The following is a 19,040-nucleotide window of genomic DNA, read 5'->3' on the forward strand; positions in this document are numbered from 1 at the left end:
GTTTTGGGCGGAGGTCCTGCGCCTCACTTCCCCTCCCCATGCCCGGGGTGAGGGCCCCGGCCTCCGACCGGGGGTCTCCCGCGCGGTTCGTCCCAGACTTCGGGACGCCTACGCGAGTGTGACGCGCGTTACTGTTTCCGGCCCACATGCGTCGAGTCCGCCACGGGGGGCGGACTCATGAGGGCCGGGCGGCGACTAGCCCTGACGCTGCTTGTGGCGCAGGTTGTCGCAGATCACCATGACGCGACCGTGCCGGCGAATCACCTTGCACTTGTCGCAGATCTTCTTGACGCTCGGCTTGACCTTCATAGTCCTATTCGTTCCTCAGACCGGACGCCCGGTGGGCGACCTACTTGTACCGGTAGACGATCCGCCCACGAGTCAGGTCGTAGGGGCTCAGTTCGACGACAACCCTGTCGTCAGGAAGGATTCGGATGTAGTGCATCCGCATCCTCCCGCTGATGTGGGCCAGGACCTTATGGCCGTTGTCGAGTTGCACCCTGAACATCGCGTTCGGGAGCGACTCAACCACAGTGCCCTCGATCTCGATGGCGCCGTCTTTCTTGGCCATGTCCCTCGCGTTTCACTGATCGGTCGTCTGAGGTTCGGAACACTAATCAGCCGCGACCTATCCACGCTTCCAGAGAGCGGCAGCCAGCAAGGCCGCCTATGCGCAAAAGGTCATAGTGAACCGACAAAGGAGTGTACGACAACCCGCCGGGGAAAGCGAAACGATCGCGCATTCCCTCGTGCTCAGCGGAGCCAGTACACATCCGTCTAACAGACTACCGTAGTTCGCGGGTACCCGTGCCCGCCGCGATCAGGGGAAGCGCCTGGGCCACCGCATCCGCCGCCGGCGCGCGGCGACCGCCACCGCGGCGCCCAGCACGGCGATCGCGCCGAGCACCCAGGGCATCCGGCCGCCGCCCTCGCCGCCGCCCAGGCCGACGATGAACTCCCCTGTGAACGGGCCGCCCGCGCAGTAGACGTAGACCGTCTTCAGGCCCTTCGCGGAGTACGGGCTCAGCTGGGCGGTGCCGTACCAGATCGAGCCGGATCGGGTCAGCGCGGCGTAGGACGCGAACGCGGGTGAGGTGGCGGTCACGCTCGGGGCGCCGCTGGCGCAGCTGGAGGTGGTGATCCGGACGGTGCCGCCGGGCACGGCCGAGATCGGGGTGACGGTGACGTGCCGAGTGTCCGGAATGGCCGGGAGGACAAACGCGGCGGCCAGCACGACTGGCGCAAGATATCCGGACATGTCACTCCTTATGGCTCGATGGTGATCACCTACCCGGGGGCAAGCCGGGGGACGGCGCGAGCGCGGTAAAGAGTGACTCCGGACATGGAAAAAGCCCCGTCCGGGGACGGGAAAAGCGGGGCCCGTCCCGAGATTTACGGGCCCCGCTCAGCTTTAGGGTTCAACCCCCCGTGTTACGACTTCGAACGGACGGCTCAGAAAGCGTCGCCCCAGCCCCCGCAGTCCTCGAAGCGGTTGTCGCCTTCGCAGACGCGGATGTCGAAGTCGTTGAACTTGCCGCTCTTGAACTTGGCGAAGTTGTTGAAGTGCAGGTGGCTCTTGCTCTTGCCGAAGTACTTCTCGTGGTAGCCGCTACCGTCCCGGTACCGGTACCACACGTAGGAGTACTCGTTGTCGCGGTCGCGGTCGAACAGGTCGCCGACGAACCAGTAGTAGCCATCCTTCTTGTACCAGTAGCCCTTGAAGTAGGAACGGTGCCCGAAGTCGTCGTCCTCGCTCGGGTGCCACTTGGAGTAGAAGTTGCCGAAGAAGTGCTTGGTGGGGGCCGACGCCGCGGCGGCGGCGGGGGCGGCGGCCGCGTTGGCGGCGGGGGCGGCCAGAACGCCTGCGGCCAGTGCGCCGGCGAGGGCGGCGCCGACCATGATGCGGCGAATGTTTCGCACGATGTCCTCCAGTGAGACCAACTCCGGGATGCTGCTCATCTCCGGACATCGCTTACGTTATGGAGCTTCAACCATTCGTTCTGTGGACGAATACGCATAAGCCCCCGAGGGTGCACAACGGCACATTCAGCGGCCTACTAGTTGTCGCGCTTGTTTACCGCCGAGTTCCCGAAAAGCGTGCTGACCAGCAGGACCACGCCCCACGGGCCCATCACCCAGAGCGGCCACGGATAGACCTCGCCGTCCGAGGTGGTGCTGACGATCAGCCAGATCACCCAGTTGATGGAGCTGGCCATCGCCCAGATCGCCCAGTTTGCCCGCAGTTCGGCGCGCGCCTTGGCCGGGTCCTTGCGGGGGTCCTTGCGCGGCTGCGGCCGGGGTGTGGTGGCGGGCAGCGTGTGCAGGTCCGTGGCCGGCAGATCCGAGGTCACCACGGCCAGCTCGCCGTACGTGCGGCTTTTGTAGACCTGCTCCAGGCGCTCGTTGAACTCGTCCACGTCGAGGCGGCCCTCGACCATGTGCTCACGCAGCGCGGCGGCCACTCGCTCCCGGTCGCCGTCGGAGGCCCGCATCTCCGGGCTTGCCGCCATAGCCATCTCCTCGCTCTGCGTATAAATCCCATTATGTACGCATACCGCGAGCCATGAACGTCAGCTGAACCGGGATTCGCCGCCATCCAGCGCGGTCAGCACCCACGGCCCCTTCTCGGTCACCGCGACGCTGTGCTCGAAGTGCGCCGACGGCTTCCCGTCGATGGTCACCACAGTCCAGTCGTCGGCCAGCACCCGGGTCTTGTCCGTGCCCAGGTTGAGCATCGGCTCGATCGCCAGGCACATGCCGACCTCCAGCTTCGGGCCCCGTCCGGGCCGCCCGTGGTTGGCCACCCACGGGTCCATGTGCATCTCGGTGCCGATACCGTGGCCGCCGTACTCGTGCGGGATCCCGTAGCGGCCCTGAGAGCGCGCGTAACGCTCGATCTGGTGGCCGATGTCGGACAGATACCCTCCGGGGCGCAACGCGCCGATACCGCGCCACATGGCCTCTTCGGTGACCCGGATCAGCTCGGTCAGCTTCGGGTCCACCTCGCCCACCGGCACCGTGATCGCCGCGTCCCCGTGCCAGCCGGCCAGGATCGCGCCGCAGTCGAGCGAGATGATGTCGCCCTCGCGCAGCGCCCGCTCCCGGCTGGGGATGCCGTGCACCACCTCGGCGTTGACCGAGGCGCAGATGGTCGCGGGGAACCCCTGGTAGCCCTTGAAGGACGGCACGGCGCCCTCGTCCCTGATCGCCTTCTCCGCGATGACGTCCAGATCCAGCGGCGTGATGCCCGGCTTCACGGAACCGCGGAGCAGCTCCAGCGTGCGGCCCACGACCAGGCCCGCGGCCCGCATGCCGTCCAGCTGGGCGGGCGACTTGATCTGGATCCCGTGCCGGTTCTTCTTGAACACCTGCAGCACCCCCTGGGGTGGTTTTCGTGATTGTTCCCGCAACGACCGAACGCCACCCCACGGAATGGAGTGGCGCTCTCGGTCATCGGTGTCGCGAACCCAGTCCGGTTCTCGGTCCGCTTCTCAGTCCGCGAACCGGCGCAGCTCCGACATCGCCCGCTGGGTGACCTCCTCGACCGGACCGGTCGCGTCCACCCCGCGCAAAATGCCCTCATCGGCATAGAAAGACACTAAAGGAGCGGTCTGCTCCTGGTAGACCTCCAGGCGGTGCCTGATGGTCTCCTCGCGGTCGTCATCGCGCTGGAACAGCTCGCCGCCGCAGGCGTCGCAGATCCCGTCCACCTTCGGCGGATCGAAGTCCACATGCCAGACCTTGCCGCAGGAACGGCAGGTACGGCGGCCGGCCAGGCGGCGGACCACCTCGTCGTCGTCGACCACCAACTCCAGCACCAGGTCCAGCCCGGTGCCGAAGTCGGCCAGCATCTTCTTGAGAACCTCGGCCTGGGCCACGTTCCGCGGGAAACCGTCGAGCAGGAAACCCTCCTGCGCGTCGTTCTCCGCGAGGCGATCGCGAACCATCGCGATCGTCACCTCGTCGGGGACCAGGTCCCCGCGATCCATGTACCCCTTGGCGAGCTTGCCAAGTTCCGTGCCCCCCGAAACGTTGGCGCGGAAAATGTCACCTGTCGAGATTTTCGGGATCGACAGATGCGATGCGATGAACTGGGCCTGCGTCCCCTTGCCCGCTCCGGGGGGCCCGACCAGGACGACGCGCACTATCTCAGGAAGCCCTCGTAATTACGCTGCTGGAGCTGGCTCTCGATCTGCTTGACCGTGTCCAGGCCCACACCCACCATGATCAGAATGCTGGTTCCTCCGAACGGGAAGTTCTGGCTCGCCCCGGCCAGCGCCAGCGCGAAGATCGGGACCATGGAGATCACGCCCAGATACAACGAGCCTGGCGCGGTCAACCGGGTGAGCACGTAGTTCAGGTACTCAGCGGTCGGCCGGCCCGGACGGATGCCCGGAATGAACCCACCGTACTTCTTCATGTTGTCGGACACTTCAACGGGGTTGAAAGTGATGGACACGTAGAAGTAGGTGAAGAAGACGATCAGGAGGAAGAACGTCGCCATGTAGATCGGGGTGTCCCCCGTGGCGAGGTTCTGCGCGATCCACTCCACCACCACGTTCGGCGTGGTGCTGTTGGCGAACAGCGTCACCACCAGCTGCGGCAGGTAGAGCAGCGACGAGGCGAAGATGACCGGGATGATGCCGGCGTGGTTGACCTTCAGCGGGATGTAGGTCGAGGTGCCGCCGTACATCCGGCGACCGACCATCCGCTTGGCGTACTGCACCGGGATGCGGCGCTGCGCCTGCTCGACGAAGACCACGGCCGCGACCATGAAGACACCGACGATCAGCACGATGGCAAAGGTGAACCAGCCGCGTGACCGGAAGATGTTCATCAACTCGGACGGGAAGACCGCGATGATCTGGGTGAAGATGAGGATGGACATGCCGTTGCCGACGCCACGGTCGGTGATCAGCTCGCCCAGCCACATGATGACGGCGGTGCCCGCGGTCATGGTGATGACCATGGTGACAACGGTGAAGATGTCGTCGTTCAGCAGAACCGGCAGTTCGGCGCTGTTCTGGAACAGTTGCCCGGACCGGGCCAGCGCGACGAAAGCCGTCGACTGGAGCACCGCGAGCCCGATGGTGAGGTAACGCGTGTACTGCGTGATCTTCGCGGTACCCGCCTGCCCCTCCTTCTTGAGGGCTTCCAACCGGGGAATGACGACGGTCAGCAACTGCAGGATGATGCTCGCCGTGATGTACGGCATGATGCCGAGAGCGAACACGGAAAGTTTCAGCAGCGCGCCGCCACTGAACAGCTGCACCATCCCATAGATGTTGCCCAATTCACCCGCTTGCGCCTGTTCAAGGGCGGTACGGACGTTTTCAGCGTTGACACCGGGGGTCGGAAGTACCGAGCCGAGTCGGAACAACGCGATGATGCCCAAGGTGAAGAGCAACTTCTTGCGCAGGTCCGGAGTACGGAATGCCCGGGTGAGAGCGGTTAGCACGGTCCCTCCTGCGCGCCTAAGACGCGTTACGGTCAGCGATGGTCCGGGGGTCGTCCATCAGTCAGGTCTTCTAGTACGTAGTACACATACTGCACTTAATACACAAACTGCACATGTGGGCAGCCAACGCAGCCCACTGTCAGGCGAACTCTAACGCACTACGGGCGCGGAGACTCATTCCGAGCCCCCGCGCCTCGTGAAGCATCTGCCTACAGCTCCGAGACGGAGCCGCCGGCAGCGGCGATCTTCTCTTTGGCGCTGGCGGAGAAAGCGTGCGCCCGCACGTTCAACGCCACCGAGATGTCTCCGGTTCCCAGCACCTTGACGAGCTGGTTCTTGCGAACCGCGCCCACCTCGACCAGCGTGTCCACGGTGACCTCGCCGCCGTCCGGGAACAGCTCGCCGAGCCGGTCCAGGTTGACGACCTGGTAGGTCGTCTTGAACAGGGAGTTGGAGAAGCCCTTCAGCTTCGGCAGCCGCCGCTGGAGCGGAACCTGGCCACCTTCGAAGCCGAGCGGGACGTTCGTCCGGGACTTGGTGCCCTTGGTGCCGCGACCGGAGGTCTTGCCCTTGGAGCCCTCGCCACGGCCCTTGCGGACCTTGGCCTTGTGGGCGCCCGGGGCCGGACGCAGGTCGTGCGGCTTGAGCGGTGTGTTATCAGTCATGACTAGTCGACCTCTTCAACCTCGACGAGGTGCGTCACCACGGCGACCATCCCGCGAATCTCGGGACGGTCCTCCTTGACGACCACATCGCCGATGCGCTTCAGGCCCAGCGAGCGCAGCGAGTCACGCTGGTTCTGCTTGCCACCGATCTTGGACCGGGTCTGGGTGATCTTCAGACGAGCCATCGGCTAGCTCACCGCCTTCGCCGCCGCGGCGGCCTCGGCGAGACCCTCGGCGCGCGCCCTGAGCATCGCCTTGGGGGCGACGTCCTCGATCGGCAGACCGCGGCGGGCCGCGATCTCCTCAGGCCGGGACAGGCCCTTCAGCGCCGCCACGGTAGCGTGCACGATGTTGATCGGGTTGTCCGAGCCGAGCGACTTGGACAGCACGTCGTGGATCCCGGCGCACTCCAGCACCGCGCGCACGGGGCCACCCGCGATCACACCGGTACCGGGCGAGGCCGGCCGCAGGAGGACGACGCCGGCGGCGTCCTCGCCCTGCACGGTGTGCGGGATGGTGCCCTGGATGCGCGGCACCTTGAAGAAGTGCTTCTTGGCCTCCTCGACGCCCTTGGCGATCGCCGCGGGCACCTCCTTGGCCTTGCCGTAGCCGACCCCGACGAGGCCGTTGCCGTCGCCGACGATGACCAGCGCGGTGAAGCTGAAGCGCCGGCCACCCTTGACGACCTTGGCCACTCGGTTGATCTTCACGACGCGCTCGATGTAAGAGACGCCCTTGTCCTGGGCGCCGCCGCGGCGATCGTCACGACGTTCCCGCCGCTCGCCACCGCCGCCGGCACCGCGACGCGGAGCTCCAGCCATCAGTGGTTCCTCTTCTCATTGCTCATAAGACGGGTGGTCATCATCAGAAGTCCAACCCGCCTTCACGGGCGCTATCAGCGAGCGCCGCCAGGCGACCCGCGTAGCGGTTGCCACCGCGGTCGAAGACCACGGCGGAGATCCCGGCGGCCTTGGCCCGCTGAGCGAGAAGCGCGCCGACCTGCTTGGCCTTCTCGGTCTTGTCGCCGTCGGCCGTACGCAGCGAGGAGTCCATGGTGGACGCGCTCACCAGCGTGTGACCGGCGGTGTCGTCCACGATCTGGACGAACATGTGCCGGGTCGACCGGTTGACGACCAGACGCGGACGCTCGACGGTCCCGACGACCTTCTTGCGCACACGGCGGTGACGACGGGCTCGCGAGATGGCGCGAGCGGCGGTGTGCTTGCCGTACTTCGCGGCCATTACTTACCAGCCTTTCCGACCTTGCGGCGGATAACTTCACCCTGGTAACGCACGCCCTTGCCCTTGTACGGGTCAGGCTTGCGCAGCTTGCGGATGTTCGCGGCGACCTCGCCGACTTTCTGCTTGTCGATGCCGTCCACGTGGAAAAGCGTGGGGCGCTCGACCCGGAAGGTGACACCCTCCGGCGCGTCGACGACGACGGGGTGGCTGAAGCCCAGTGCGAACTCCAGCTGCGTCGGGCCCTTGGCCTGAACGCGGTAACCCACGCCGACGATCTCCAGCGTCTTCGTGTATCCCGCCGTGACCCCGCTCACCATGTTGGCGATCAGAGTCCGAGACAGGCCGTGCAGCGCACGGACCTTGTTCTCGTCGTTGGGACGGGTGACGGCGATGGTGCCGTCCTCGGCGCGGGCGACCTCGATGGGCTCCGCGACCGTGTGTGAAAGCGTGCCCTTCGGGCCCTTGACCTGGACATCCCGGCCGTCGATGGCGATCTCGACACCGCTCGGTACGGGGATGGGCAGTCGTCCAATTCGCGACATGCTGTGGTTACTCCCCTCTTACCAAACGAAGGCGAGGACTTCCCCGCCCACTCCGCGCTTGCCGGCCTGCTTGTCCGTCATGAGCCCGCCCGAGGTCGAGATGATCGCGACGCCGAGCCCGCCCAGAACGCGAGGCAGGTTGTCCTTCTTTGCATAGACCCGCAGGCCGGGCTTGGATACCCGGCGGATGCCCGAGAGCGAGCGCTCCCTGGTCGGCCCGAACTTGAGCTCCACCACGAGGTTCTTTCCGACCTTGGCGTCTTCGACGGTCCAGGCCTGGATGTAACCCTCCTGCTGAAGGATCTCGGCGATGTGCGCCTTGATCTTCGAATACGGCATGCTCACGGAGTCGTGATACGCCGAGTTCGCGTTACGCAGACGCGTGAGCATGTCTGCGATCGGGTCGGTCATCGTCATGGCCGGCGGCCTTCCTCACCGCGGTTTCCCTACGGGACCTACGGTGCGGTCGTGGGCGTTCGAAAGGAACGCCCGGTGAATATGACTTCGGTGATTTACCAGCTGGACTTGGTGATGCCGGGCAGCTCGCCCCGGTGCGCCATCTCGCGGAAGCAGACCCGGCACAGGCCGAACTTCCGGTAGACCGCACGCGGCCGTCCACAGCGCGTGCACCGAGTGTACGCACGGACGTCGAACTTCTGCTTGCGCGCTGCCTTGACCTTCAGCGACGTCTTCGCCATGATCAGGCCTCCTTGAAGGGGAAGCCGAGGAGCTTCAGCAGCGCCCGGCCCTGTTCGTCGGTGGTCGCCGTGGTCACGACCGTGATGTCCATGCCGCGCTGACGGTCGACCTTGTCCTGGTCGATCTCGTGGAACATGACCTGCTCGGTGAGACCGAAGGTGTAGTTGCCGTGGCCGTCGAACTGCTTCGGCGACAGGCCGCGGAAGTCCCGGATACGGGGCAGCGCGAGCGAAAGCAGCCGGTCCAGGAACTCCCACATGCGGTCGCCGCGCAGCGTCACGTGCGCGCCGATCGGCATGCCCTCACGCAGCTTGAACTGCGCGATGGACTTGCGGGCCCGGACCACGGCCGGCTTCTGGCCGGTGATGGCGGTGAGGTCGCGAACCGCGCCCTCGATGAGCTTGGAGTCGCGCGCGGCCTCGCCGACGCCCATGTTCACCTTGATCTTGGTGACACCGGGCACCAGCATGATGTTCTCGATGCCGAACTCCTCGCGCAGCTTCGCGATGATCTCTTCGCGGTAGCGCTGCTTGAGGCGCGGGGCGACCCGCTCTTCCGTCTGGGCAGTCATCAGTCGTCCTCACCCGTCTTGTCCGAGTCCGCCTTCTTGGACTCCGTCTTGGCGGGCTTCTCGTCGTCATCCTTGAGCTTCTTGACGTTGCTCACGTGGATGGGAGCCTCCAGGGTGGTCACGCCGCCCTCACGGGCGCCGCGCGGACCGTTGTTGGTCACCTTGGAGTGCTTCTTGATCATGTTGACGCCCTCGACCACCACGCGGTCCTCACGCGGCAGCGCGACGATCACCCGGCCTTTGGCGCCCTTGTCCTTGCCGGCGATGACCTGAACCAGGTCACCCTTCTTCACATGCAGCTGCTTCGGCATTTACAACACCTCCGGCGCGAGCGAGATGATGCGCATGAACTTCTTGTCGCGCAGCTCGCGGCCGACCGGGCCGAAGATACGCGTGCCCCGGGGGTCACCGCTGTCCTTGATGATGACCGCCGCGTTCTCATCGAAGCGGATGTACGAACCGTCCGGCCGCCTGCGCTCCTTGACGGTGCGCACGATGACGGCCTTGACGACGTCGCCCTTCTTCACGCCGCCGCCCGGGATGGCGTCCTTCACCGTCGCAACGATGATGTCGCCGATCCCCGCGTAACGCCGGCCAGAGCCACCGAGCACGCGGATGCAGAGAATCTCCTTGGCACCCGTGTTGTCGGCGACCTTGAGTCGCGACTCCTGCTGGATCACGTCTAACTCCTGTGTGTCTCGCCGGTTCTCGTGAGGTCACGAGCCTGGCGGAACCAATGTGGTCTTTTTCCCCCGACGTCAGTCCTACAGGACCGTCGCCGCAGGCGGGCCATGAGGCCCCTTGGACACCACCATGGGGGGCGGTCACCCACCCCCCACGAGGCGCGTCTGTGTTACTTGGCGCGTTCGAGGACTTCCACGACCCGCCACCGCTTGGTGGCGGACAGCGGCCGGGTCTCCATCAGGAGCACGCGGTCGCCGACGCCGGCCGTGTTCTCCTCGTCGTGCGCCTTGTATTTCGTGGTACGGCGGATGACCTTGCCGTACAACGGGTGCTTCACGCGGTCCTCGACGGCGACGACGACGGTCTTCTCCATCTTGTCGCTGACCACCAGACCCTCACGGGTCTTGCGGTAGTTCCGGCCGCTCTTCTCGTTGCCAGTGGTCTCAGTTGCTTCAGCCATCGCTCGACTCCTTCTCGACCGTGACGATGCCGAGCTCCCGCTCGCGCATCACGGTGTAGATACGGGCGATCTCGCGGCGGACGGCACGCAGCCGCCCGTGGCTCTCCAACTGACCGGTCGCCGACTGGAAGCGGAGGTTGAACAGCTCCTCCTTGGCTTCCTTGAGCTTCTGGACCAGGGCTTCCTGGTCCTCCACCCGCAGCTCACCAGCGGTCAGGCCCTTAGCCATCACGCCTCACCCACTTCACGCTTTACGAACCGGCACTTCATAGGGAGCTTGTGCATCGCACGGCGCATCGCCTCACGGGCGACGGGCTCGGCGACGCCGGACAGCTCGAACATGACGCGACCGGGCTTGACATTGGCGATCCACCACTCCGGCGAACCCTTACCGGAACCCATGCGGGTCTCGGCCGGCTTCTTGGTGAGCGGGCGGTCCGGGTAGATGTTGATCCACACCTTGCCGCCACGGCGGATGTGCCGGGTCATCGCGATACGAGCCGACTCGATCTGGCGGTTGGTCACATAGGAGTGCTCCAACGCCTGAATGCCGAACTCGCCGAACACGACCCTGGTACCGCCCTTGGCAGCGCCATGACGGTCGGGCCGGTGCTGCTTACGGTGCTTGACCCTGCGCGGGATCAGCATGGTCAGCTCCCTTCAGCACCCGGCTGCTCCGCCGGGCCGCTCTCGGGGGCGGCCTGGGCGGCCGCCTCAGTACGGGGTGCGCGCTCGGTACGGCCGCCGCCCGCGCCGCCACGGCGGGGACGGTCGCCGCCACCACCACGACGAGGACGCTCGGCGCCGCCGCCGCCACCGCCGCCACCGCGACGGTCGTCGCGCTCACGACGCTGGCCCGCGCGGGCTCCGGCCGCCGCCGCCTCGCGCTCGGCGCGAGAGGTCGGGGCCTCACCCTTGTAGATCCACACCTTCACGCCGATGCGGCCGAAGGTGGTCTTGGCCTCGTAGATGCCGTAGTCGATCTCCGCGCGGAGCGTGTGCAGGGGCACCCGGCCCTCGCGGTAGAACTCCGACCGGGACATCTCCGCGCCGCCGAGGCGACCGGAGCACTGCACCCGGATGCCCTTGGCGCCGCTCTTCATCGCGGACTGCATCGCCTTGCGCATGGCACGGCGGAACGAGACCCGGCTGGAGAGCTGCTCGGCCACGCCCTGCGCGACCAGCTGCGCGTCGATCTCGGGGTTCTTCACCTCGAGGATGTTGAGCTGGACCTGCTTCTTGGTGAGCTTCTCCAGATCGCCGCGGATCCGGTCGGCCTCCGCGCCGCGGCGGCCGATGACGATGCCCGGCCGGGCGGTGTGGATGTCGACCTGGACGCGGTCGGTGGTGCGCTCGATCTCGACCTTGGAGATGCCGGCCCGCTCCATGCCCTTCTGCAGCATGCGGCGGATCGCGACGTCCTCCGCGACATACGCCTTGTAGAGCTTGTCGGCGTACCACCGGCTCTTGAAGTCGGTGGTGATGCCGAGGCGGAACCCGTGCGGGTTAACCTTCTGGCCCACTAGCGGGTCCTCCCCTTCGGCTCGCGGGACTCCACGATCACGGTGATGTGGCTGGTCCGCTTGTTGATCCGATAGGCGCGACCCTGGGCCCGGGGACGGAACCGCTTGAGCGTCGGTCCCTCGTCCACCCACGCACGGCTCACGACGAGCGTCTCACGGTCGAGCTTGAAGTTGTGCTCGGCGTTCGCCATGGCGGACGAGAGCACCTTGTATACGGTCTCGCTCGCCGCCTGCGGGGCGAACTGCAGTACGGCCTGCGCCTCCGAAGCGGGCAGGCCGCGAATGAGGTCCACCACCCGGCGGGCCTTCCGGGGCGTGTGGCGCGCGTACCGCGCCTGTGCCCTGGCTTCCATCGCTGTCTCCTAGTTGCTTATGAAGGCGCTACCGCCGACTGCGGCGGTCTTCCTTGACGTGGCTGCGGAAGGTCCGCGTAGGCGCGAACTCCCCGAGCTTGTGACCGATCATCGACTCGGTGATGAACACCGGGACGTGCTTACGGCCGTCGTGCACGGCGATCGTGTGCCCGAGCATGTCGGGAACGATCATGGAGCGCCGCGACCACGTCTTGATGACGGTTTTGGTGCCCTTCTCGTTCTGGACGTCGACCTTCTTCTGAAGGTGGTCGTCCACGAAGGGACCTTTCTTAAGGCTACGTGGCATTTCGGCTGCTCCTACCGCTTCTTCCTCTTGCTCCGACGTCGGATGATCAGCCGGTCGCTGGCCTTGTTCGCCTGCCTGGTACGCCCCTCGGGCTTGCCGTTGGGGTTGACCGGGTGGCGACCACCGGAGGTCTTGCCCTCGCCACCACCGTGCGGGTGGTCGACGGGGTTCATGGCGACACCACGGACGGTCGGGCGCTTGCCCTTCCACCGGTTGCGCCCCGCCTTGCCGATGTTGATGTTGGCCTGCTCGGCGTTGCCGACCTGCCCGACCGAAGCCCGGCAGCGCACGTCGACCTGGCGCATTTCGCCGGACGGCATACGCAGCGTGGCGTAGGTGCCTTCCTTGGCCAGCAGCTGGATCTGCGCTCCCGCGCTGCGGCCCAGCTTGGCGCCACCGCCCGGACGGAGCTCCACCGCGTGGATGAAGGTACCCGTCGGGATGTTGCGCAACGGCAGGCAGTTGCCCGGCTTGATGTCGGCGCCAGGCCCGTTCTCGATACGGTCGCCCTGCTTGATGCCGGTCGGCGCGAGGATGTAGCGCTTCTCACCGTCGGCGTAGTGCAGCAGGGCGATGCGCGAGGTCCGGTTGGGGTCGTACTCGATGTGAGCGACCTTGGCCGGGATCCCGTCCTTGTCATGCCTGCGGAAATCGATGATCCGGTAGGCGCGCTTGTGACCGCCGCCCTGGTGCCGGGCCGTGACCCGGCCGTGGACGTTACGGCCGCCCTTGCTGTGCAGGGGAGCAAGCAGCGACTTCTCGGGCGTGCTGCGCGTGATCTCGGCGAAGTCCGAGACACTCGCGCCGCGGCGACCCGGGGTCGTCGGCTTGTACTTACGGATGCCCATCTTTTTCGTTCATCCTTGTCTGTGTCTATTTGCCGATCCTGCGGATCGGCGGGCTTGGCCGCCCCTTAGCCGGCGTCTTCCCTCGTCACTCCGGGTCGCTTCGCTCCCCTGCGTTCCTCAGTCCAGACGCCGGCGCGGCCAAGCCGGACGCAGCCGATATGATCAGCCGATTTGGCCGAAAATGTCGATGCGCTCGCCCTCGGCCAGGCTGACGATCGCGCGCTTGGTGGACGGGCGCTGGCCGTAGCCGAAACGGGTCCGCTTGCGCTTGCCCTGGCGGTTGATGGTGTTGACGCTGGCGACCTTGACCCCGAAAATCTGCTCGATGGCGATCTTCACCTGCGTCTTGTTCACCCCCTGCCGAACCAGGAACGTGTACTTGTTGTGCTCGTCGATCAGGCCGTAGCTCTTCTCGGAGACGATCGGCTTGATGATGATGTCGCGCGGGTCGGCGATCTTCTGCATCAGACCTCTTCCTTCCCGCTCTTCGCGAGCCGCGCCACCACGGTGTCGTACGCCTCCTGCGTGAAGACGACGTCGTCGTGGCACAGCACGTCATAGGTGTTCAGCTGCCCGGCGTCCAGCAGGTGGACCTCCGGGGCGTTGCGCAGACTCAGCCAGGTGACCTCGTCGTCCTCGCCGACCACGACGAGCACGCTGCGCGCCTCGGTGATCGTGCGAAGCGCCTGGAGCGCGGTCTTGGTCTTCGGCGTCTCGCCGGTGACCAGCTCGCTCACCACGTGCACCCGGCCGCCTACCGCGCGGTCGGAGAGCGCGCCGCGGAGCGCGGCGGCCTTCATCTTCTTGGGCGTCTTCTGCTCGTACGAGCGCGGCTGCGGGCCGTGCACGACGCCACCGCCGGTGAACTGCGGCGCCCGGGTCGAACCCTGACGGGCCCGGCCGGTGCCCTTCTGCCGGTACGGCTTCTTGCCACCGCCGCGGACGTTGCCGCGGGTCTTGGTGGCGTGCGTGCCCTGGCGGCGCGCGGCCAGCTGGGCCACCACGACCTGGTGGATCAGCGGGATGTTGACCTTGACGCCGAAGACATCCTCCGGCAGGTCCACGCTGCTGCCCGTCTTGGCGCCGCTCGCGTCGAGGACGTCGAGAGTGATGCTCACTTGCCGGCCCCCTTCTTGGCGGCGGTGCGGATGAGAACCAGGCTGCCGTTGGCGCCGGGGATCGCACCCTTGATCAGGATGAGACCCTTCTCGGCGTCCACGGCGTGCACCTTCAGGCTCTGGATGGTGGTGCGGACGTTGCCCATCCGACCGGCCATGCGCATGCCCTTGAAGACGCGGCCCGGGGTGGCACAGCCACCGATGGAGCCCGGCGAACGATGCTTGCGCTGGGTACCGTGCGAGGCGCTGAGTCCACGGAAGTTGTGGCGCTTCATGACACCCGCGAAGCCCTTGCCCTTGCTCTTGCCCGTCACGTCGACGTGCTGCCCGGCCTCGAAGGTGTCCGCGAGGACTTCCTGGCCGAGGGCGTAGTCGCCGGCGTCGTCGGTGCGTACCTCGACGAAGTAGCGGCGCGGGGTGATGTCGTGCTTGCGCAGGTAGTCGCCGAGCGGCTTGTTCACCTTGCGCGGGTCGACCTGCCCGTAACCGAGCTGCACGGCGGCATAGCCGTCGCGCTCTTCCGTGCGGACCCTGGTCACCACGCACGGACCGGCCTCGACGACGGTCACCGGAACCATCCGGTTGCCCTCGTCGAAGACCTGGGTCATGCCGAGCTTCTTGCCCAGGACGCCCTTGATCTGCTTAGCCATGTCAGTGCGTTCCCTCAGAGCTTGATCGAGATGTCGACACCAGCGGGAAGGTCGAGCCGCATGAGCGAGTCGACGGTCTTGGGTGTCGGGTCGATGATGTCAATCAGCCGCTTGTGCGTGCGCATCTCAAAGTGCTCGCGGCTGTCCTTGTACTTGTGCGGCGAACGGATGACGCAGTACACGTTCTTCTCGGTCGGCAGCGGCACCGGGCCCGCGACCTTCGCACCGGTACGCGTCACCGTCTCGACGATCTTCTTGGCCGAGGTGTCGATGACCTCGTGGTCATACGCCTTGAGCCGGATGCGGATCTTCTGTCCCGCCATAATGGCCTCGGTGTCCTTCGCTGTCGTCTGAACAAGTAACGTGCGGCAGGTTGCCGCTGTCTAGTTAATGAGAAACCCGTCCCATAGCCAGCCGCATGACCGCCGACCAGGCGATTCACTGCTGCGGCTGTCCAGTTCACGACTTTCTCATTAATCCGTGATCCGGCAGCTCCTTCGGATTTCGCCGAAAGGACTGCGGCATCACGGGTAGCGGCCGGGCCCTGGTGGACCCGGCCGCCGGGTACTACTTGATGATCTTTACGACTCGACCGGCGCCGACGGTGCGGCCGCCCTCGCGGATGGCGAACTTGAGTCCGTCCTCCATCGCGATGGGCTGGATGAGCTGGACGTTCATCTCGGTGTTGTCGCCCGGCATGACCATCTCGGTGCCCTCGGGGAGGTTCACCACACCGGTCACGTCGGTGGTGCGGAAGTAGAACTGCGGGCGGTAGTTGTTGAAGAACGGCGTGTGCCGGCCGCCCTCGTCCTTGGACAGGATGTAGACCTGCGCCTCGAACTCGGTGTGCGGGGTGGTCGTGCCCGGCTTGATGATGCACTGGCCGCGCTCGACGTCCTCGCGCTTGATGCCACGCAGGAGCAGACCGACGTTGTCACCGGCCTGGCCCTCGTCGAGCAGCTTGCGGAACATCTCGACACCGGTGACGGTGGTCGTGGTGTGCTTTTCCTTGATGCCGATGATGTCGACGGTCTCGTTGACCTTGACGATGCCGCGCTCGATCCGGCCGGTCACGACGGTGCCACGACCGGTGATCGAGAACACGTCCTCGATCGGCATCAGGAACGGCTTGTCGGTGTCACGCGTCGGCTGCGGCACGCTCTCGTCGACAGCGGTCATCAGCTCGATGATCGAGTCGCCCCAGGCCTGGTCGCCCTCCAGCGCCTTCAGCGCGGAGACGCGGATCACGGGCAGGTCGTCGCCGGGGAACTCCTGAGCCGAGAGCAGCTCGCGGACCTCGAGCTCGACGAGCTCCAGGATCTCCTCGTCGTCCACCATGTCGGCCTTGTTCAGGGCCACCACGATGTAGGGAACGCCGACCTGGCGGGCCAGGAGCACGTGCTCCTTGGTCTGCGGCATCGGACCGTCGGTCGCGGCGACCACCAGGATCGCGCCGTCCATCTGCGCGGCACCGGTGATCATGTTCTTCACATAGTCGGCGTGACCAGGGCAGTCGACGTGCGCGTAGTGGCGCTTCTCCGTCTGGTACTCGACGTGCGCGATCGAGATGGTGATGCCACGAGCCTTCTCCTCGGGAGCCTTGTCGATCTTGTCGAAAGGCGTCGCCTCGTTGATGGCCGGGAAACGGTCGTGAAGCACCTTGGTGATCGCCGCGGTCAGAGTGGTCTTGCCGTGGTCGATGTGCCCAATGGTGCCGATGTTCACGTGCGGCTTGTTCCGCTCGAACTTGGCCTTGGCCACTGGTCTGTCTCCTTAGAGATTTCTGACTTGACTTTCGTCTTCCAATCGGTCCCGAGCGGAGTTACTCGCCCCGGACCTTAGCGACGATCTCCTTGGCGATGCCCGGGGGCACCTCCGCGTAGGAGTCGAACTGCATGCTGTAGCTCGCCCGGCCCTGCGTCTTGCTCCGCAGGTCACCGACATACCCGAACATCTCGGACAGCGGCACGAGCGCCTTGACGACACGGGCACCGGCCCGCTCGTCCATGGCCTGGATCTGACCCCGGCGGCCGTTCAGGTCGCCGATGACGTCACCCATGTAGTCCTCGGGCGTGGTGACCTCAACGGCCATCATCGGTTCGAGGAGCACGGGGTCGGCCTTGCGGGCGGCCTCCTTGAAGACCATCGAGCCGGCCATCTTGAAGGCCATTTCAGAGGAGTCCACTTCGTGGAAGGCTCCGTCCTGAAGGGTGACCTTCACGCCTACCATCGGGTAACCGGCGAGCACGCCGAACTCGGCGGCCTGCTGGGCGCCCGCGTCCACCGACGGGATGTACTCCCGCGGGATGCGGCCACCGGAGACCTTGTTCGCGAACTCGTACCCGTCGTTGCCTTCGCCCAGCGGCTCAAGGTCGATGATGACCTTGGCGAACTGGCCGGAGCCACCGGTCTGCTTCTTGTGCACGTAGTCGACCTTCTCCACCTTGCGGCGGATGGTCTCGCGGTACGCCACCTGCGGCCGGCCGACGTTGGCGTCGACCTTGAACTCGCGGCGCATGCGCTCGACCAGGATCTCCAGGTGCAGCTCGCCCATGCCGTGGATCACGGTCTGGCCGGTCTCCTCGTCACGACGCACCTGGAAGGACGGGTCCTCCTCGGCCAGCCGCTGGATGGCGGTGCCGAGCTTCTCCTGGTCACTCTTGGTCTTGGGCTCGATCGCGACGCTGATGACCGGCGCCGGGAACGTCATCGACTCCAGCACGACCTGGTTGCTCGGGTCGCACAGCGTGTCGCCGGTGGTGGTGTCCTTCAGACCCATCACGGCGACGATCTGACCGGCGTGCGCGGACGGGCGCTCTTCGCGCTTGTTCGCGTGCATCTGGTAGATCTTGCCGATCCGCTCCTTGCGCCCCTTGACCGAGTTCACCACGCCGGTGCCGGTCTCCAGGGTGCCGGAGTAGATCCGGATGTAGGTGAGACGCCCCAGGTGCTGGTCGCTCATGATCTTGAACGCGAGAGCCGAGAACGGCTCGGTGACGTCCGAGCTGCGCTCGATGATCTGGTCCTCGTGACCGACCGCGTGGCCCTTGAAGGCCGGGAGGTCGATCGGCGCGGGCAGGTACGCCACGATCGCGTCGAGCAGCGGCTGAACGCCCTTGTTCTTGAACGCGGTGCCGGTCAGGACCGGGTTGACGGCGCTGGCCAGGGTGGCCCTGCGGATCCCCGCGACCAGCTGCTCCTCGGTGGGCTCAACGCCCTCGAGGAAGAGCTCCATCAACTCGTCGTCGTTCTCGGCGATGGTCTCGACCAGCTTGTCGCGCCACTCACGGGCGATCTCGACATGGTCGGCCGGGATGTCGACGATGTCGTACATCTCGCCCTTGGCCGCCTCGGCGCTCCAGAGCAGGCCCTTCATCTTCACCAGGTCGATGACGCCCTTGAAGTCGGCCTCGACGCCCCAGGGAAGCTGGATGACGGCCGGAGTGGCCGCGAGCCGGCTGACCATCATGTCGACGCAGCGGTGGAACTCCGCGCCGACCCGGTCCATCTTGTTCACGAAGCAGATGCGCGGCACACCGTAACGGTCGGCCTGGCGCCACACCGTCTCGGACTGCGGCTCGACACCCGCGACACCGTCGAACACGGCGACGGCGCCGTCGAGCACGCGGAGCGAGCGCTCCACCTCGATGGTGAAGTCGACGTGCCCCGGGGTGTCGATGATGTTGATGGTGTGGCCGAGCCACTCACAGGTCGTCGCGGCGGACGTGATCGTGATGCCGCGCTCCTGCTCCTGCTCCATCCAGTCCATGGTGGCAGCGCCCTCATGAACTTCACCGATCTTGTAGTTGATCCCGGTGTAGAACAGGATGCGCTCGGTCGTGGTGGTCTTGCCCGCGTCGATATGAGCCATGATCCCGATGTTGCGGACCTTGGCCAGGTCAAGAGCCATTTGGGTGGCC

At 66.0% G+C, this 19,040-nt stretch carries 31 protein-coding genes; all 31 read right to left on the bottom strand.

Features of this window, described 5'->3' with window-relative positions; genetic code table 11:
- Positions 1-195: 195 nt before the first annotated feature.
- The 31 genes from rpmJ to fusA all read right to left on the bottom strand — a co-directional run bounded on the left by rpmJ (position 196) and on the right by fusA (position 19,030).
- A complete protein-coding gene (gene rpmJ / locus Acor_RS12780) occupies positions 196-309 on the bottom strand; it encodes a 50S ribosomal protein L36 (protein ID WP_003956441.1) in 114 nt (37 codons plus the stop codon).
- Positions 310-349: 40 nt separating this feature from the next.
- On the bottom strand, positions 350-571 hold the full coding sequence (infA, locus tag Acor_RS12785) for a translation initiation factor IF-1 (protein WP_030451477.1): 222 nt from the start codon (positions 569-571) through the stop codon (positions 350-352).
- A 249-nt stretch (positions 572-820) separates the two neighbouring features.
- Positions 821-1,258 (bottom strand): hypothetical protein, encoded by a 438-nt coding sequence (locus tag Acor_RS12790; protein ID WP_155336832.1) that lies wholly within the window; start codon positions 1,256-1,258, stop codon positions 821-823.
- Positions 1,259-1,452: 194 nt separating this feature from the next.
- Positions 1,453-1,920, bottom strand: a complete 468-nt coding sequence (locus Acor_RS12795; RefSeq protein ID WP_155336833.1) for a hypothetical protein — start codon at positions 1,918-1,920, stop codon at positions 1,453-1,455.
- A 137-nt stretch (positions 1,921-2,057) separates the two neighbouring features.
- Complete coding sequence (locus Acor_RS12800; protein ID WP_155336834.1) at positions 2,058-2,510, bottom strand: DUF1707 SHOCT-like domain-containing protein; 453 nt, start codon at positions 2,508-2,510, stop codon at positions 2,058-2,060.
- A 60-nt stretch (positions 2,511-2,570) separates the two neighbouring features.
- The gene (gene map / locus Acor_RS12805) at positions 2,571-3,368 is read right to left on the bottom strand and encodes a type I methionyl aminopeptidase (protein ID WP_155336835.1); all 798 of its coding nucleotides are present in this window, start codon (positions 3,366-3,368) and stop codon (positions 2,571-2,573) included.
- A gap of 123 nt (positions 3,369-3,491) precedes the next feature.
- A complete protein-coding gene (locus Acor_RS12810) occupies positions 3,492-4,145 on the bottom strand; it encodes an adenylate kinase (RefSeq protein ID WP_155336836.1) in 654 nt (217 codons plus the stop codon).
- Positions 4,145-5,458: a preprotein translocase subunit SecY gene (gene secY, locus Acor_RS12815; protein ID WP_155336837.1), complete on the bottom strand. Its 1,314-nt coding sequence runs from the start codon at positions 5,456-5,458 to the stop codon at positions 4,145-4,147. Before secY ends, Acor_RS12810 begins: the two co-directional genes overlap by 1 nt.
- 209 nt (positions 5,459-5,667) lie before the next feature.
- A complete protein-coding gene (gene rplO, locus Acor_RS12820; RefSeq protein WP_155336838.1) occupies positions 5,668-6,123 on the bottom strand; it encodes a 50S ribosomal protein L15 in 456 nt (151 codons plus the stop codon).
- A 2-nt stretch (positions 6,124-6,125) separates the two neighbouring features.
- Positions 6,126-6,308, bottom strand: coding sequence for a 50S ribosomal protein L30 (gene rpmD, locus Acor_RS12825; protein ID WP_030451484.1), 183 nt, complete (start codon positions 6,306-6,308; stop codon positions 6,126-6,128).
- Between the two features lie 3 nt (positions 6,309-6,311).
- A complete protein-coding gene (gene rpsE, locus Acor_RS12830; protein ID WP_155336839.1) occupies positions 6,312-6,944 on the bottom strand; it encodes a 30S ribosomal protein S5 in 633 nt (210 codons plus the stop codon).
- A 43-nt stretch (positions 6,945-6,987) separates the two neighbouring features.
- On the bottom strand, positions 6,988-7,365 hold the full coding sequence (gene rplR / locus Acor_RS12835) for a 50S ribosomal protein L18 (protein WP_155336840.1): 378 nt from the start codon (positions 7,363-7,365) through the stop codon (positions 6,988-6,990).
- The gene (gene rplF / locus Acor_RS12840; protein WP_155336841.1) at positions 7,365-7,907 is read right to left on the bottom strand and encodes a 50S ribosomal protein L6; all 543 of its coding nucleotides are present in this window, start codon (positions 7,905-7,907) and stop codon (positions 7,365-7,367) included. Before rplF ends, rplR begins: the two co-directional genes overlap by 1 nt.
- Before the next feature lie 18 nt (positions 7,908-7,925).
- Entirely contained in the window at positions 7,926-8,324 is a 399-nt protein-coding gene (rpsH, locus tag Acor_RS12845) for a 30S ribosomal protein S8 (protein ID WP_155336842.1), read from the bottom strand.
- 95 nt (positions 8,325-8,419) lie between these two features.
- The gene (locus tag Acor_RS12850; protein WP_155336843.1) at positions 8,420-8,605 is read right to left on the bottom strand and encodes a type Z 30S ribosomal protein S14; all 186 of its coding nucleotides are present in this window, start codon (positions 8,603-8,605) and stop codon (positions 8,420-8,422) included.
- A gap of 2 nt (positions 8,606-8,607) precedes the next feature.
- Positions 8,608-9,177: a 50S ribosomal protein L5 gene (gene rplE / locus Acor_RS12855; protein WP_155336844.1), complete on the bottom strand. Its 570-nt coding sequence runs from the start codon at positions 9,175-9,177 to the stop codon at positions 8,608-8,610.
- Positions 9,177-9,476: a 50S ribosomal protein L24 gene (gene rplX, locus Acor_RS12860; protein ID WP_155336945.1), complete on the bottom strand. Its 300-nt coding sequence runs from the start codon at positions 9,474-9,476 to the stop codon at positions 9,177-9,179. Before rplX ends, rplE begins: the two co-directional genes overlap by 1 nt.
- Before the next feature lie 12 nt (positions 9,477-9,488).
- Entirely contained in the window at positions 9,489-9,857 is a 369-nt protein-coding gene (rplN, locus tag Acor_RS12865) for a 50S ribosomal protein L14 (RefSeq protein WP_155336845.1), read from the bottom strand.
- Between the two features lie 173 nt (positions 9,858-10,030).
- Positions 10,031-10,321, bottom strand: coding sequence for a 30S ribosomal protein S17 (gene rpsQ, locus Acor_RS12870; protein ID WP_155336846.1), 291 nt, complete (start codon positions 10,319-10,321; stop codon positions 10,031-10,033).
- Positions 10,314-10,550, bottom strand: a complete 237-nt coding sequence (gene rpmC, locus Acor_RS12875) for a 50S ribosomal protein L29 (protein WP_155336847.1) — start codon at positions 10,548-10,550, stop codon at positions 10,314-10,316. The genes rpsQ and rpmC overlap by 8 nt, the downstream gene beginning before the upstream one ends.
- The gene (gene rplP / locus Acor_RS12880) at positions 10,550-10,969 is read right to left on the bottom strand and encodes a 50S ribosomal protein L16 (RefSeq protein WP_155336848.1); all 420 of its coding nucleotides are present in this window, start codon (positions 10,967-10,969) and stop codon (positions 10,550-10,552) included. The genes rpmC and rplP overlap by 1 nt, the downstream gene beginning before the upstream one ends.
- Positions 10,970-10,971: 2 nt before the next feature.
- Entirely contained in the window at positions 10,972-11,844 is an 873-nt protein-coding gene (rpsC, locus tag Acor_RS12885; protein WP_155336849.1) for a 30S ribosomal protein S3, read from the bottom strand.
- Positions 11,844-12,197 carry a 50S ribosomal protein L22 gene (rplV, locus tag Acor_RS12890; RefSeq protein WP_155336850.1) on the bottom strand — a complete coding sequence of 118 codons (354 nt, stop codon included), beginning with the start codon at positions 12,195-12,197 and terminating at the stop codon, positions 11,844-11,846. Before rplV ends, rpsC begins: the two co-directional genes overlap by 1 nt.
- Before the next feature lie 28 nt (positions 12,198-12,225).
- Positions 12,226-12,504, bottom strand: a complete 279-nt coding sequence (rpsS, locus tag Acor_RS12895; protein WP_132617246.1) for a 30S ribosomal protein S19 — start codon at positions 12,502-12,504, stop codon at positions 12,226-12,228.
- An 11-nt stretch (positions 12,505-12,515) separates the two neighbouring features.
- On the bottom strand, positions 12,516-13,352 hold the full coding sequence (gene rplB / locus Acor_RS12900) for a 50S ribosomal protein L2 (protein ID WP_155336851.1): 837 nt from the start codon (positions 13,350-13,352) through the stop codon (positions 12,516-12,518).
- A 162-nt stretch (positions 13,353-13,514) separates the two neighbouring features.
- Positions 13,515-13,817 (bottom strand): 50S ribosomal protein L23, encoded by a 303-nt coding sequence (gene rplW, locus Acor_RS12905; protein ID WP_155336852.1) that lies wholly within the window; start codon positions 13,815-13,817, stop codon positions 13,515-13,517.
- Complete coding sequence (rplD, locus tag Acor_RS12910; RefSeq protein WP_155336853.1) at positions 13,817-14,470, bottom strand: 50S ribosomal protein L4; 654 nt, start codon at positions 14,468-14,470, stop codon at positions 13,817-13,819. The genes rplW and rplD overlap by 1 nt, the downstream gene beginning before the upstream one ends.
- On the bottom strand, positions 14,467-15,120 hold the full coding sequence (rplC, locus tag Acor_RS12915; protein WP_155336854.1) for a 50S ribosomal protein L3: 654 nt from the start codon (positions 15,118-15,120) through the stop codon (positions 14,467-14,469). Before rplC ends, rplD begins: the two co-directional genes overlap by 4 nt.
- A gap of 14 nt (positions 15,121-15,134) precedes the next feature.
- A complete protein-coding gene (gene rpsJ / locus Acor_RS12920) occupies positions 15,135-15,443 on the bottom strand; it encodes a 30S ribosomal protein S10 (protein ID WP_090930460.1) in 309 nt (102 codons plus the stop codon).
- A 244-nt stretch (positions 15,444-15,687) separates the two neighbouring features.
- Entirely contained in the window at positions 15,688-16,881 is a 1,194-nt protein-coding gene (gene tuf, locus Acor_RS12925) for an elongation factor Tu (protein WP_155336855.1), read from the bottom strand.
- 61 nt (positions 16,882-16,942) lie between these two features.
- Positions 16,943-19,030: an elongation factor G gene (gene fusA / locus Acor_RS12930; protein ID WP_155336946.1), complete on the bottom strand. Its 2,088-nt coding sequence runs from the start codon at positions 19,028-19,030 to the stop codon at positions 16,943-16,945.
- Positions 19,031-19,040: the final 10 nt, after the last annotated feature.

The organism is Acrocarpospora corrugata, from assembly GCF_009687845.1.
Classification (GTDB): domain Bacteria; phylum Actinomycetota; class Actinomycetes; order Streptosporangiales; family Streptosporangiaceae; genus Acrocarpospora; species Acrocarpospora corrugata.

What these genes read in the sequence shown, in the direction of transcription:
- rplP (WP_155336848.1), bottom strand. Translation starts at nt 10,969, where the DNA reads ATGCTGATCCCGCGCAGGGTCAAGCACCGTAAGCAGCACCGGCCCGAC.
- Acor_RS12800 (WP_155336834.1), bottom strand. Translation starts at nt 2,510, where the DNA reads ATGGCGGCAAGCCCGGAGATGCGGGCCTCCGACGGCGACCGGGAGCGA.
- rpsS (WP_132617246.1), bottom strand. Translation starts at nt 12,504, where the DNA reads ATGCCACGTAGCCTTAAGAAAGGTCCCTTCGTGGACGACCACCTTCAG.
- rplW (WP_155336852.1), bottom strand. Translation starts at nt 13,817, where the DNA reads ATGCAGAAGATCGCCGACCCGCGCGACATCATCATCAAGCCGATCGTC.
- rplO (WP_155336838.1), bottom strand. Translation starts at nt 6,123, where the DNA reads ATGACTGATAACACACCGCTCAAGCCGCACGACCTGCGTCCGGCCCCG.
- infA (WP_030451477.1), bottom strand. Translation starts at nt 571, where the DNA reads ATGGCCAAGAAAGACGGCGCCATCGAGATCGAGGGCACTGTGGTTGAG.
- rplE (WP_155336844.1), bottom strand. Translation starts at nt 9,177, where the DNA reads ATGACTGCCCAGACGGAAGAGCGGGTCGCCCCGCGCCTCAAGCAGCGC.
- rpsQ (WP_155336846.1), bottom strand. Translation starts at nt 10,321, where the DNA reads ATGGCTGAAGCAACTGAGACCACTGGCAACGAGAAGAGCGGCCGGAAC.
- rpmD (WP_030451484.1), bottom strand. Translation starts at nt 6,308, where the DNA reads ATGGCTCGTCTGAAGATCACCCAGACCCGGTCCAAGATCGGTGGCAAG.
- rplB (WP_155336851.1), bottom strand. Translation starts at nt 13,352, where the DNA reads ATGGGCATCCGTAAGTACAAGCCGACGACCCCGGGTCGCCGCGGCGCG.
- rplC (WP_155336854.1), bottom strand. Translation starts at nt 15,120, where the DNA reads ATGGCTAAGCAGATCAAGGGCGTCCTGGGCAAGAAGCTCGGCATGACC.
- fusA (WP_155336946.1), bottom strand. Translation starts at nt 19,030, where the DNA reads ATGGCTCTTGACCTGGCCAAGGTCCGCAACATCGGGATCATGGCTCAT.
- rplR (WP_155336840.1), bottom strand. Translation starts at nt 7,365, where the DNA reads ATGGCCGCGAAGTACGGCAAGCACACCGCCGCTCGCGCCATCTCGCGA.
- rpmJ (WP_003956441.1), bottom strand. Translation starts at nt 309, where the DNA reads ATGAAGGTCAAGCCGAGCGTCAAGAAGATCTGCGACAAGTGCAAGGTG.
- rpsE (WP_155336839.1), bottom strand. Translation starts at nt 6,944, where the DNA reads ATGGCTGGAGCTCCGCGTCGCGGTGCCGGCGGCGGTGGCGAGCGGCGG.
- rpsH (WP_155336842.1), bottom strand. Translation starts at nt 8,324, where the DNA reads ATGACGATGACCGACCCGATCGCAGACATGCTCACGCGTCTGCGTAAC.
- rplF (WP_155336841.1), bottom strand. Translation starts at nt 7,907, where the DNA reads ATGTCGCGAATTGGACGACTGCCCATCCCCGTACCGAGCGGTGTCGAG.
- Acor_RS12850 (WP_155336843.1), bottom strand. Translation starts at nt 8,605, where the DNA reads ATGGCGAAGACGTCGCTGAAGGTCAAGGCAGCGCGCAAGCAGAAGTTC.
- rplV (WP_155336850.1), bottom strand. Translation starts at nt 12,197, where the DNA reads ATGGAAGCCAGGGCACAGGCGCGGTACGCGCGCCACACGCCCCGGAAG.
- rpsJ (WP_090930460.1), bottom strand. Translation starts at nt 15,443, where the DNA reads ATGGCGGGACAGAAGATCCGCATCCGGCTCAAGGCGTATGACCACGAG.
- Acor_RS12790 (WP_155336832.1), bottom strand. Translation starts at nt 1,258, where the DNA reads ATGTCCGGATATCTTGCGCCAGTCGTGCTGGCCGCCGCGTTTGTCCTC.
- rpmC (WP_155336847.1), bottom strand. Translation starts at nt 10,550, where the DNA reads ATGGCTAAGGGCCTGACCGCTGGTGAGCTGCGGGTGGAGGACCAGGAA.